Annotated in this window: 10 protein-coding genes; 6 read left to right on the top strand and 4 right to left on the bottom strand. The window is 44.5% G+C overall.

Annotated elements, in window-relative coordinates; all coding sequences use genetic code 11:
• The first annotated feature begins 219 nt into the window (after positions 1–219).
• The 3 genes from DW251_RS13560 to DW251_RS13555 are packed head-to-tail and all read left to right on the top strand — an operon-like array spanning position 220 to position 1393.
• Positions 220–753, top strand: a complete 534-nt coding sequence (locus DW251_RS13560; RefSeq protein ID WP_021869938.1) for a methylated-DNA--[protein]-cysteine S-methyltransferase — start codon at positions 220–222, stop codon at positions 751–753.
• Positions 754–903, top strand: a complete 150-nt coding sequence (locus tag DW251_RS18005; protein ID WP_182433627.1) for a hypothetical protein — start codon at positions 754–756, stop codon at positions 901–903.
• On the top strand, positions 872–1393 hold the full coding sequence (locus DW251_RS13555) for an L-2-amino-thiazoline-4-carboxylic acid hydrolase (RefSeq protein ID WP_182433626.1): 522 nt from the start codon (positions 872–874) through the stop codon (positions 1391–1393). The genes DW251_RS18005 and DW251_RS13555 overlap by 32 nt, the downstream gene beginning before the upstream one ends.
• Before the next feature lie 88 nt (positions 1394–1481).
• On the opposite strand, the gene aroA is transcribed toward DW251_RS13555, so the two are convergent.
• The 4 genes from aroA to DW251_RS13530 all read right to left on the bottom strand — a co-directional run bounded on the left by aroA (position 1482) and on the right by DW251_RS13530 (position 7953).
• Positions 1482–2759, bottom strand: a complete 1278-nt coding sequence (gene aroA / locus DW251_RS13550; RefSeq protein ID WP_118301470.1) for a 3-phosphoshikimate 1-carboxyvinyltransferase — start codon at positions 2757–2759, stop codon at positions 1482–1484.
• A 25-nt stretch (positions 2760–2784) separates the two neighbouring features.
• Positions 2785–3921, bottom strand: a complete 1137-nt coding sequence (locus DW251_RS13545) for a prephenate dehydrogenase (RefSeq protein ID WP_347474668.1) — start codon at positions 3919–3921, stop codon at positions 2785–2787.
• A 297-nt stretch (positions 3922–4218) separates the two neighbouring features.
• Positions 4219–5241 (bottom strand): 3-deoxy-7-phosphoheptulonate synthase, encoded by a 1023-nt coding sequence (aroF, locus tag DW251_RS13535; protein ID WP_118301468.1) that lies wholly within the window; start codon positions 5239–5241, stop codon positions 4219–4221.
• 207 nt (positions 5242–5448) lie between these two features.
• On the bottom strand, positions 5449–7953 hold the full coding sequence (locus tag DW251_RS13530; protein ID WP_118301467.1) for an excinuclease ABC subunit UvrA: 2505 nt from the start codon (positions 7951–7953) through the stop codon (positions 5449–5451).
• 183 nt (positions 7954–8136) lie between these two features.
• Between DW251_RS13530 and DW251_RS13525 the strand changes: the two genes are divergently transcribed.
• The 3 genes from DW251_RS13525 to DW251_RS13515 all read left to right on the top strand — a co-directional run bounded on the left by DW251_RS13525 (position 8137) and on the right by DW251_RS13515 (position 12438).
• Entirely contained in the window at positions 8137–9438 is a 1302-nt protein-coding gene (locus DW251_RS13525) for a citrate:proton symporter (protein WP_021869944.1), read from the top strand.
• 159 nt (positions 9439–9597) lie between these two features.
• Positions 9598–10284 (top strand): response regulator transcription factor, encoded by a 687-nt coding sequence (locus DW251_RS13520; protein WP_021869945.1) that lies wholly within the window; start codon positions 9598–9600, stop codon positions 10282–10284.
• A 6-nt stretch (positions 10285–10290) separates the two neighbouring features.
• Positions 10291–12438, top strand: a complete 2148-nt coding sequence (locus tag DW251_RS13515; protein ID WP_118301466.1) for an ATP-binding protein — start codon at positions 10291–10293, stop codon at positions 12436–12438.
• The last annotated feature ends 140 nt before the right edge of the window (positions 12439–12578 follow it).

The raw sequence follows: 12578 nt of genomic DNA, 5'->3' as shown, positions 1-12578 counted from the left end.
AATAATTCCTGAACGAGTAGCAAACAAGCGTAAATCCAGTTTTGCTGCTCGTTTTTTTATGCAAAAAGAGTCAGGTGGAAAGTTTAAGATAAAAGCAAAACGAACATACATTCGATAAAACTATAGACGGATAGATAAAAATGAGGTATAATGAGTCCAAAAGAGTCTGTGTAAGCGAAAAACTTAAATGTAAAAGTTGATGGGAAAGGAAGTGGTAATATGATTTATACATGTACATATCCGTCCCCACTGGGAAATATTTTACTGGCGGCAGATGAGGTTGGACTGACTGGTTTATGGTTTGAAAGACAAAAATACTTTGCAAATACACTTCCAAAAGAAACCATTTCACAGGAGACACCCGTTCTGATCCAGGCGAAAAAATGGCTGGATGTATATTTTTCAGGGAAAGAGCCGGATTTTACTCCTGCACTTCATCCTGCAGGTTCCCCGTTTCGCCAGGCTGTATGGCAGATCTTACTGCAGATCCCTTATGGACAGACTATGACATATGGAGAGATTGCAAAAAAGATGGCACAGATGCAGGATGCGCCTCATATGTCTGCACAGGCTGTAGGCGGAGCAGTAGGACATAACGAAGTTTCCATTATCATCCCCTGTCATCGTGTTGTAGGAACCAATGGAAGTCTTACCGGATATGCCGGGGGAATTGAAAAGAAGATCGCGCTGTTAGAACTGGAACATACAGATATGAGCGGGTTCTTTATTCCAAAGAAGGGGACTGCCCTTTAAATGGATCTTGAGATCACAGAAAATGATAAAAGAAAAAGGCACAAAAAGGATGAAAATAAAACAGCAAAGGCAGATCAATGCATTTTTAGTCAACCTGTTTGGGAACAGCAGAGGAGATATGCTGTTTCGTCAACAGGAGGAACTGCTTGATACACTGATCAGAAATACAGAAAATAAGACAAAGGATCAGATGAAAACGCTGACTCAGACAATTTTGCCCCGTATAGCCCTGTACAAGGTACTGAACCAAAGTGGTCTGTCACAGGAGGATGTCTACAGGCATATGCGAAACTATATGCTGGATATCGTTGGAACAGAAAAGCATTTGTCCATGGTAAAAATGGAACGGGTGCCGGGATTTTATTTTCTTTACAGCAATATTTTCCTTCGTGTTGTGCGAAGAACGAATCTGTGGGACAGTGAGCAGGCCCATGGAAAGGATTATTTTGATGTGACAATGAAAAAATGCCTGTGGCATACAGCCTGTTTAGAAAATGGCTGTGAAAAGCTTTGTCCCCTGTTTTGTGATGTTGATAATGTAACATATGGTGGTCTGAAAAAACTGGACTTTTCCCGTACTAAAACATTAGGTTACGGGGGAGACTGCTGTGATTTTCATTTTTTCAGGAAAAGATCCTGATCGGGACTGAAAAATGAGCATATAAAAGGCGTGTGGATCCTGGTATGGACTCATACGCCTTTTGTTGCTATTCATCTTGTTTCCGTATTTATGAAAACAAGTTCTCAAGATCTTGGTAAAACTGTGGATAAGAAATATTCACACATTCTGCCCCATTGATCTGTATAATGCCCTCTGCGCAGAGAGCTGTCACTGCAAAGGTCATGGCAATGCGGTGGTCTAAGTGGCTTTCGATCACAGCACCGTGAAGAGGTCTGCCGCCGCGGATGATCATGCCGTCCTCTGTTTCTGTTACGTCAGCTCCCATAGCACTTAAATTTTCCACCATAACAGCAATTCGGTTGGACTCTTTTACCTTTAATTCTGCTGCATCCCGGATCACGGTCGTTCCCTCTGCAAAGCAGGCCATAGCAGCGATCATAGGCAGTTCGTCAATAAGAGTCGGGATAATGCTGCCGCCGATCTCTGTTCCATGAAGGGAAGAAGCGCGGACTAAAAGATCAGCAACCGGTTCCCCTTCGTCTTCTTTTACATTTAATAAAGTAAGGTCTGCACCCATAGCCCTGCATACATGAAGGATGCCGTCCCTGGTAGGATTGATGCCTACATTTTTGATCAGGATCTCAGAGCCGGGTACCATAAGTCCTGCTGCAATAAAGTAGGCAGCAGAAGAAATGTCTCCTGGTACATTTACCTTTACACTGTGCAGTTCACTGGCCGGTTCAATAGTAGCAGTGGTATCTTTTGTGGTCACATGGGCGCCGAACAGATTTAACATGATTTCAGAGTGATTTCTGGATACATAGGGCTCTGTAACAGAGGTAGGTCCCTCTGCGTAAAGTCCTGCTAATAAAATAGAAGATTTAACCTGGGCAGAGGCTACTTTGGAGGTGTAGTGGATGCCGTGAAGGGCTTTTCCGTGGATCGCCAGAGGCGCGCAGCCATTTCCATTTACACTGACAATATCTGCGCCCATAAGGGACAGTGGTTCCATAATACGCTTCATGGGACGTTTCTGGATGGAAGCGTCACCTGTTAAAGTTACGTCAAAGTTCTGTGCAGATAAAATACCGGAGATCAGGCGGGTAGTAGTGCCGCTGTTTCCGCAGTCCAGTATGGTCTCCGGCTTTTTAAGACCGTGAAGGCCATTTCCATGTACCAGGACGATATCCCCTCTATTTTCAATGGCAACGCCCATACGTTCAAAACAGGAGATGGTAGACAGACAGTCAGCTCCCTGTAAAAATCCTGTGATCTCGGTGGTTCCCTTTGCAAGAGAGCCGAACATCACGGCACGGTGGGAAATAGATTTATCTCCCGGAACCGTGATTTCTCCCTTTAATGGGCCTGATTTTTTAAATTCCATATGTTTCCTCCCAGACAGGTAGACGTTACAGTCTTACCATTTCGTATTTATAATATTCCAGCCGTTTCCAGGCTGCGGTCATAGATGTTTCATCATAAAATTCGATCTTTAAGGCACCTTCGCCCCGTTCTCTGTTGTTATTGATACCAATATTTTTAATACTGATGCCTTTGGCTGCCAGAATAACTGCGATGGTGGAGATCGCACCTACCTCATCGGCCACATCTACAGAAAAGGCATAAGACGGTTCCACAGAACCCTTGGCCCGGTCGGTAATGGTATTTCGGTAGTCTCTGGATTTTTCAAACAGTTTATAAATCGCGTCTCCCTGATGTCCTTTTATTTCAGAAAGGATGTCCTGAAGGGAACCGATATAACGTTCTAACATATCTGCAATAGGTTCCACATTGGTCATACAGATCTGCTCCCACATTTCAGGAGAGGAAGACGCAATACGGGTAATATCCTTAAAACCGCCTGCAGCTACCCGTTTCATGGTTCCGGCAGGTGAGTCGGCATCTTTTACCAGATTTACAAGGCTGGAAGCAACCAGGTGGGGCAGATGACTGATGGCAGCCACCACTTTATCATGTTCCCTGTAGTCAAGTACCAGTGGGATAGCACCTACGGTCTGGGCCACTGCGATAATACGGTTGGCATTTTCGGCATATTTTGGTGGAATATTACCGGTTTCGCTGCCGCTCTGGTCAAGGCCTTCCGGCGGTGTAACAATATAATAAGCATTTTCAAGGAGATGATCCGTTGCGTTTTCGTATCCTGTTTTTTCAGAACCGGCCATAGGATGACCGCCTACAAAGCAGTCTGTAAGGCCCTGGCGCAGGATCTCTTCGTGGATGTCCGTTTTGGTGCTTCCTACATCCGTGATCAAAGCTCCCGGTTTTAAATAGGAGCGGATCTTAGACAGATACTGTGCATTGTATTCCACCGGTGTACATAAAAAGATCAGGTCACATTCTTTTAACTGTTCGTCAATGCCGTCTAAAATAACATCTACAATGCCGTCTTTTTTTGCCTGCTCCAGCTTGGAACGGGTGCGCATATAGGCCATGATGCGGATATCCGGACGGGCTCTTTTAATGCCCTTTGCTAAGGAACCGCCGATAAGGCCAAGGCCGATAAAGGCAATGGTTGTATCATTCATGGTAAATTTTTCCATTTTAAAATCGCTCCTTACATATAGAATGTTCTATCGGAGATACAGAATCACCTGAAAACCTTCACAAAGATAGATGTCCTCTCGGAGTCTTTCCTGCACCTGCTTTTGTGGCCGATTTTCCGCCAGTAGCACCCGAATTTCATCAACGTACGCACCGCGTACGCCTCAGAAATTTGGGCACAACTGACAAAAAATCTTCTCACAAAATCAAGCACAGAAAGATTCCGAGAGAACATAAAGGTTTTCAGGTGTTTGGGCTGTGAATGATAGGTGACTATCTGGTTATCTGGCTTCAAAAGTTCTGCCAGCCAGATCCACATATGGCTTTAAGTCAGCCATTAATTTGTCAAATGCATCAAAGGTAAGAGACTGAGGACCGTCAGAAAGGGCTTTTGCCGGATCTGGATGAACCTCGATCATCAGTCCGTCGGCACCTACTGCAACTGCAGCCTTTGCAAGAGGTTCTACATAGGCTCTTACGCCGGTTGCATGGCTTGGATCTACGATCACTGGAAGATGACTCTTCTGGCGGATCACAGGAATCGCACTGATATCCAGGGTGTTTCTGGTAGAAGTTTCGTAGGTGCGGATACCACGCTCACATAAAACGATGTTTGGGTTTCCTTCTGAAATAATGTATTCAGCTGCATTCAGCCACTCATCTATGGTAGCACATAAGCCGCGTTTTAACAATACAGGCATTCCTGATTTTCCGGCTTCTTTTAACAGCTCGAAGTTCTGCATATTTCTTGCGCCGATCTGGAGCATGTCTACATATTTAACAGCAGCTTCAATGGCATGGGCGCTGGTAACTTCACAGATCACGTTCAGTCCGGTTGCTTCTCTGGCTTCTTTCATATATTTTAAGCCTTCTTCTTCCAGTCCCTGGAAAGAGTATGGGGAAGTACGGGGCTTGTAAGCACCGCCGCGAAGGAAGGTAGCCCCAGCTTTCTTTACAGCGAAAGCAGTGGAAAGCAGCTGTTCCTTTGACTCAATAGCGCAGGGACCTGCCATAACAGTCATGGTTCCTGGTCCGATGTGGGTGTTGCCTACAGGAATAATGGAGTCATCCGGGTGGAATTTTTTGTTGACCAGTTTGTAAGACTCTGTGACAGCAACGACCTTGTCAACACCTTCGCTCATTTCAATATTGCTTCCGGCAAGTCTGCTCTTATCACCTACAACACCAACGATCGTGACCTGGGAACCTTCAGAAAGATGGGCCTGAAGTCCTTTTGACTCAATGAGGGAAGTTACTTTTTCAACAGCTTCTTTGGAAGCCTGTGGTTTCATAATAATGATCATAGTCTGTTATACTCCTTATCCGCATAATGGTTTCTTGTATATCGGCTCTGTATGTTAGATGCCCCTTTTTACCAGATATCGGATTGCGGTGAGCATGATGTGCTTTTTCAATCCAGGTATCTCTTAACTTGCAGACAGTTTAATACATAAAAGCGTAAAAGTCAACACTTTAATGCTTTAAACTTTTACGCTTTTATGTAACTCATGCTATAAATAGCGGCCGGTCTGGCTGTTTGGATCTTTTGCAAGCTGTTCCGGTGTCTCGCAGGCAACGATACGGCCGCCGTCTGCTCCGCCTCCAGGTCCCATATCAATAATATAGTCAGCATTGCGGATCACATCCAGGTCATGTTCAATGACCACAACAGTTGCTCCATTTTCGATCAGGGTCTGAAATACCTTAAGGAGAGTCTGCACATCCAGAGGATGCAGCCCAATGGTAGGTTCATCAAAGATAAACAGGGAGTCATTTTGCAGCTTGCCCATTTCGCTTGCCAATTTCAGTCTCTGGGCCTCACCGCCGGAAAGACTGGGTGTTTCTTCTCCTAAAGTCAGGTATCCAAGTCCAAGCTCTTTTAACACAGTGAGCCGCTGTTTTACCAGTTTGAGGTCATCGCAGGCTTCAAGGGCTGTATGGATGTCCATGTCCATAAGTTCCGGGAGAGAAACACTTTGCCCTTTTTTATTCGTGTATTTAATAAGAGATGCCTCTTTGGAATATCTGGAACCTCTGCACTCCGGGCATGGAATGTCCACATCGGGCAGAAACTGTACGTCCAGGCTGACCTGGCCGGTGCCGTCACATACGGGGCAGCGAAGCTTTCCTGTATTATAGGAAAAATCACCAGCTTTATATCCCATGTTTTTGGCATCTGCCGTTTTTGCAAATACTTTTCGCAGTTCATCGTGGACATTGGCATAAGTAGCAGCAGTGGAGCGGACATTGATGCCAATAGGAGTTGCATCGATCAGTTTTACCTGGGAAATACCTGCCGGGTCCACAGAAAGGACATGGGAAGGCAGAGGCGTTTTTGCAATAGCTGCCTCTATGCCGGGAACAAGGCTTTCCAGAATAAGAGTGGTCTTTCCAGAACCGGAAACACCGGTTACAACGGTAAGACGGCCTTTGGGGATATTTACCTTAAGTGGTTTTACTGTATGGATGGCACCGGTAGAAAGGGAGATGGCCCCATGTTCAAACAGGTCATTTTCCTGGATCACCGGACGCAGGCGTTTGGCGTATCCCGGCTTTAGAAAAGCACCGATGCGGGATACTTTATTTTCCACAATATCAGAAATAGTCCCTTCTGCGATCACCTGTCCCCCTTTTGCGCCTGCTTCCGGCCCCATTTCAATGAGCCAGTCTGCATGGGATAAGATCTGTGTGTCATGGTCTACTAAAATAACGGAATTTCCGTCAGCGATCAGATCATCCATAACCCCTGTCAGTCCAACGATATTTACCGGGTGGAGTCCAATGGACGGCTCGTCCAGTACATAGAGGACACCTGTGGTTCGGTTTCTCACGGCTCTGGCTAACTGCATTCTCTGGCGCTCCCCTGTAGAAAGAGTAGAAGCAGCCCGGTCTAAGGAGAGATAGCCAAGTCCCAGCTCCATAAGCCGTTTTGCAGCTGTCTGGAAGGAGTCGCAGATGCTTTCTGCCATTGGCACCATTTCCGCTGGGAGAGAACTGGGAACATTGTCCACCCATGTGATCAGCTGGGATAAGGTCATTTCACAGGCTTTATCAAGAGTGATCCCCTGTAATTTCGGCGCTCTGGCCCGTTCATTTAAACGGGAACCATGGCAGTCCGGGCATGCATCTTCTTTTAAAAACTTCTCCACCCGCTTCATACCTTTTTCATCTTTTACTTTGGAAAGAGCATTTTCTACGGTGTAGACAGCGTTAAAGTAGGTAAAATCCAGTTCTCCTGCCTGATTGGAGTTTTTGGCGTGATAGAAAATATGTTTTTTCTCAGCAGGTCCATGGAAAACGATGTCTTTTTCCTTTTCTGTTAATTCCTTAAAAGGCACATCGGTGCGCACACCCATTTCCCGGCATACATCGGTCATCAAAGACCACATAAGAGTATTCCAGGGAGCCACAGCCCCTTCGTCAATGGTTAAGGAGTCATCTGGCACCAGGGTATTTAAGTCTACGGTGCGAACCGTTCCCGTTCCATTGCAGGTGCGGCAGGCTCCCTGGCTGTTAAATGCCAGTTCCTCTGCAGAAGGAGCAAAAAAGTGGATGCCGCATTCAGGGCAGACCAGTTCTTTTCCGGCAGCCACTGCCAGTGTGGGAGCCAGATAATGTCCATTTGGACAGCAGTGGGAAGCCAGACGGGAATACATCAGGCGCAGGCTGTTTAAAAGTTCTGTACCGGTTCCAAAGGTGCTTCGGATGCCGGGAACGCCGGGACGCTGATGCAGGGCGAGAGCAGCGGGAACATGTAAGATCTCATCCACACTGGCTTTGGATGCCTGGGTCATGCGCCTTCTTGTATAGGTAGAAAGAGACTCCAGATAGCGTCTGGAGCCCTCTGCATATAGTACGCCTAAAGCCAGAGAGGACTTTCCGGAGCCGGAGACACCGGCAATGGCTACGATCTGGTTTAAGGGTACGTCTACATTGATATTTTTAAGATTATGCACCCGGGCGCCGCGGATCTGTATTTTCTGTATATTGCTTTTAAAGGTTTTATTTTCAGACATAAAATGTGCATACCTTTCTCATTATTCTGCAACTATTTTAACAATCTCCGTAAGGAATTGCAAGAAAAGCAGACCGTCACATGACGGAACCGTAATTCAATTATGACAAAACTGTCATTTTAGAGTCATGATCATTTAATTTTGTATGTATAAAATAAAATACAAATGAAGGAGGAAAAAATTATGGCAGCAGCAATTGGATTTTTAATGATCATCGTGATCGTAGCCCTTCTTTTAAAGGGGAAAATGTCACCTATTGTAGTATTGGCTATCGTCCCAACCATCTCAGCCCTGATCCTGGGGTTTGTTCCTACAGACATTCTGGGATTTATTGCAGATGGCATTAAGACAACTACCAGTAATGGTATTTTGTTTATTTTTTCTGTTATTTATTTTGGGGTTTTGTCTGATACAGGATTGTTTGACGTGATCGTAAACTGGCTTGTAAAAAAGGCTGGAAATAATGTGATCGCAGTTACTGTGGTAACTGCAATGATCGCAACCATTGCCCATTTGGATGGAACCACCGCTGTAACAGTTCTGATTACGATCCCGGCAATGTATCCAGTATACAAGAGAATGAATATTGATGCCCGGATCTTACTGTGTATTACCGGAGCCTGTATGGGTGTCATGAATCTGCTTCCATGGGGCGGACCTACAGCAAGGGCGGCAACTGTACTTCAGATGGACGCAACAGAGTTGTGGCATATGCTGATCCCGCTTCAGATTGTTGGTCTGGTCATGAATAGTGTGATCGCCGTTTTGCTTGGAATGTACGCGGTAAAAAAGGGTGCCGGTGCAGGAAAAGGTGTAGAAGTTGAGACAAATGAAAAAGAAAAGGCAGAAACAGAAGCACTGAAAAAATCCAGAGGATATCTGATCTTTAATTTCCTTCTTACGGTTGCTGTGATCGCAGCATTATCAACTGGTGTAGGAAAATCCTATGTGATCTTTATGTTAGGACTTTGTGTTTTACTGGCAGTAAACTACCCGGATCAGAAGATCCAGGATAAACTGGTAAAGAAGCATGCTCCGGCAGCACTGATCATTTCAGCAACCTTGTTTGCGGCAGGCGCTATGGTAGGTATTTTTGATGGAACAGGAATGCTGGAAGCAATGGCAAATGCGATCATGGCGGTCATTCCTGCAGCTATGGGAAAATACATCCACATTATTTTTGGTATCCTTGCCCTTCCTTTTGGCCTTTGTGTGGGAACCGATGCATATTTTTACGGCATCATGCCTCTGGTCATGCAGGTTGGCGAAACATACGGGGTTGCATCCCTGAACACAGCACTTACCATGCTGATCGGAAAGAATCTGGCGCTAATGGTAAGTCCCCTTGTCCCGGCTACTTATCTGGCTATCGGATTGACAGGAACAGAATTAAAGGATCATATGAAATTCAGCATTCCGCCCTATTATGTGGTAAGCCTGATCATGTTAGTACTGGGAGTAATTTTAGGGATCATAAGTTTATAAGAGACAGTAAGACCATAAAAGCATAGTAAGAACACAAAAGACCATAACCGGCTGTGAGAAAAAGCCAGCCGGTTATGGTCTTATTTTTATATATTTGCTATACTCTTTTATAGGTACAAATGCGCTTGAAAGAGCAAAAAATAGAATGGGGAAATGAACATGAATACGGAAGAAATATTGATGGTAGATGATGAAAGAGCAATCCGTCTGGCTGTACGGACGGCTTTGACCAGGGAAGGAATGCATGTAACAGAAGCAGCTGATGGCAGTACAGCGTTAGATTTACTAAAACAGAAACATTTCGATCTGGTGATCCTGGATGTGATGATGGAAAATGTCAGCGGCTATCAGGTATTACAGACTATGCGGGCTTGGGGAGATCATACACCGGTGATGATGCTTTCTGGAAAGTCAGATGAGATGGACCAGGTGCTGGGGCTGGGATTCGGGGCAGACAGTTATCTGACAAAACCATTTCATACTTCTGTGCTGATACAGACAGCAAAAGCATTGATCCGGAGAAACCAGATATACAGTCAGGCATCGGAAGCAAGGATCCATAAAGGTCCCTTTGCTGTGGACACTTTGAAAATGGAGTGTTTAAAAAACGGAGTCTCCCTGAATTTTACAGCAAGGGAACAGGCGCTATTCCGCTTTCTGTTAGAGCATCCGGGACAGGTATTCACAAAGGCACAGCTTTACAGCCAGGTGTGGAATGAGGCAGTGGTAGATGATAATACGATCACGGTTTATATTAAGCGGATCAGAAGCAAGATCGAGGAAAATCCAAAAGAACCTAAATATTTAAAAACAATACGGGGAATCGGATATATGCTGGAGGTCTGATAAAAAATGAAATGGATCAAGGAAACAAAAGGAAAAAGACAGGCAGCAATAGGCGCTGTTTTTCTGGTAGTGTTTCTGTCACTGGTTATGGCATTATCCTGTGCAGAATTTTATAAGCGTTATAAAGAGCAGGTAATCCATACAGAGGAAAGCCAGCTGCTTACCATAGCCGGGATCATAGGAAATAATCTTGACATGTTCCTTAATGAACAGCTGGAGCAGATCGACCTTTTTTACTCATCAGAAAATGGGCTTTTAGGGGAAAAAATGCAGATGAACCGGAAAATATCCTATTTTCTGGATAAAAATGAGAAATTGTATAACTGGATCCGTCTGATATGTCCTGATGGCAGGCAGATCCTTTATAAAGCAGGTACAGAGCCTTTTTACGAAGCTGCTGAGGCAGAACATACTCCGGCGGGACATGCCACGAATGCACAGATCACGGGAAAAAAGATATCAGAAGAAACAGGCTGGTATGAAATGTACATAGAAAAGCAGGTTGAAGCAAATGGAGCTGTTTATGATCTTGTTCTTTCTATGGATCTGGAACAGCTGTACCGTCAGATCGTAGAGCCTGTAAAGATCGGAAAGGGCGGATACTCTATTGTTAAGGACCAGGATACCTATATTATCATGCATCATGTAAAAAGCCAGATTGGTCTGGAGGCATTAGAAGACCGGCAAAAAATGTATACACAGTTGGATCTGGATGATCTGAAACAATGGCTGGAAAGACAAAATAAAGAAGATAAGGGCGCAGGCCTGATCCATACTTATATATGGGATAATCCGGAACTAAAAGCAGTAAAAAGAGTGGCTGCGTTTCAGGCGATCTATATTCAGGGAGAACGTTGGATCGTGAATTCTACGATCCCTTTAACAGAGCTTTCCCAACCTTTAGATACTATGATGGAGATCCTGGTGGGGATCGCTGTTTTATATATGGTGCTGCTGATCACGGCAACGGTATACATTCTTTATAACCGGTTCCGTACCATATCACAGTACAGGGAAATAGCGTACCTTAAGGAAATAAACCAGGGAATGGAGATGGTGGCAAAGAAAAATGATGAGATCCGCCATTACCAGAGAATACAGTCTCTTGGCATGATGGCAAGCCATATAGCACATGAATTTAATAATTATCTGACCCCGGTCCTGATCTATTCGGAACTTCTGGAGAACGATGATACCATATCAGAAGAAAACCGGCAGATGATCCATGAGATCACAGATTCCGTAGATAAGGCATCAGATCTGTCAAAAAAGCTGCTGGCATTTTCAAGACAGGATACAGGGATCCGGTTAGAACGGCTGGATTTTGCACAGGAAGTAAGAAAGGCCATGTCAGTAGTACGACAATTGGTTCCGGCAGCCATTACATTAAAAACAAAAATTCCTGATACACCTCAGTATGCTCTTGTAAGACAAGGAATGGCAGAACATATCCTGATGAATCTGTGCAAAAATGCATTTCAGGCAATGGAACAGTCTGATAAAAAAGAACTGACAGTGGAATTAGCTGAAATGGGAACAGACCAGCTTTGCCTGCGTATTTCTGATACAGGATGCGGGATCCCGGAAGATGTGCAAAAGAAGATCTTCGAGCCATTTTATACAACAAAAGGTTCCAGACAGGGAACGGGACTGGGGCTTTCCGTGGTAAGAAATATCATTGCGTCTGTAGGGGGAAAGATTGAGGTAGAAAGCCGTCAGGGAGAAGGAACGACCTTTTTGCTTATGATCCCCAAAAGTAGTTCAGAAGAGGAAGGCAATCTTAGAAAACGTTTAAAATCTGTATCCAGGATCGCTATTATATCAGAAGATGCCAGGATGTCTGCTTATAAAGGGAAAAAATTTGAAAAGACTGGGCAGATCGAAGTTTATACCCATCCGGCAGCCCTCCTTGACCGGGTACAGAAAACGCCTTCTTTTTATGGCCTGATCATTGCAGATGAAGTTCTTCCCATGATGAATGGAATCGAGTTATGTGAAATGATCCGCCGGATGAATCCGGAGATCCGTCTTTTATTGTTATCAGAACAGGACGGAAGTGATGTTCAGTGGTATCTGAATAATGGCATGATCGACCGTTTTATGTTGAAACAGGACTTTTTTAGCGAATTTGAAGAGGCAATTAAGGCAAAATGACGGTTAAAGATGAGAAAAACAGGAACATGTGGTGACTTAAATCAAAATATCTGGAATGTTTTGGAAAAATGTTGTGTAGAATTTAACAAAAAAACTTGAATATTTCAGAAAAATATAGTAGAATGTACACATGGCAAAGA

This window comes from Clostridium sp. AM22-11AC (assembly GCF_003473545.1).
Lineage (GTDB): Bacteria > Bacillota > Clostridia > Lachnospirales > Lachnospiraceae > Enterocloster.
Note: the sequence above shows the minus strand (reverse complement) of the source record. Positions and strands in the feature narration are given on the sequence as shown.

What these genes read in the sequence shown, in the direction of transcription:
- DW251_RS13560 (WP_021869938.1), top strand. Translation starts at nt 220, where the DNA reads ATGATTTATACATGTACATATCCGTCCCCACTGGGAAATATTTTACTG.
- DW251_RS18005 (WP_182433627.1), top strand. Translation starts at nt 754, where the DNA reads ATGGATCTTGAGATCACAGAAAATGATAAAAGAAAAAGGCACAAAAAG.
- DW251_RS13555 (WP_182433626.1), top strand. Translation starts at nt 872, where the DNA reads ATGCTGTTTCGTCAACAGGAGGAACTGCTTGATACACTGATCAGAAAT.
- aroA (WP_118301470.1), bottom strand. Translation starts at nt 2,759, where the DNA reads ATGGAATTTAAAAAATCAGGCCCATTAAAGGGAGAAATCACGGTTCCG.
- DW251_RS13545 (WP_347474668.1), bottom strand. Translation starts at nt 3,921, where the DNA reads ATGAATGATACAACCATTGCCTTTATCGGCCTTGGCCTTATCGGCGGT.
- aroF (WP_118301468.1), bottom strand. Translation starts at nt 5,241, where the DNA reads ATGATCATTATTATGAAACCACAGGCTTCCAAAGAAGCTGTTGAAAAA.
- DW251_RS13530 (WP_118301467.1), bottom strand. Translation starts at nt 7,953, where the DNA reads ATGTCTGAAAATAAAACCTTTAAAAGCAATATACAGAAAATACAGATC.
- DW251_RS13525 (WP_021869944.1), top strand. Translation starts at nt 8,137, where the DNA reads ATGGCAGCAGCAATTGGATTTTTAATGATCATCGTGATCGTAGCCCTT.
- DW251_RS13520 (WP_021869945.1), top strand. Translation starts at nt 9,598, where the DNA reads ATGAATACGGAAGAAATATTGATGGTAGATGATGAAAGAGCAATCCGT.
- DW251_RS13515 (WP_118301466.1), top strand. Translation starts at nt 10,291, where the DNA reads ATGAAATGGATCAAGGAAACAAAAGGAAAAAGACAGGCAGCAATAGGC.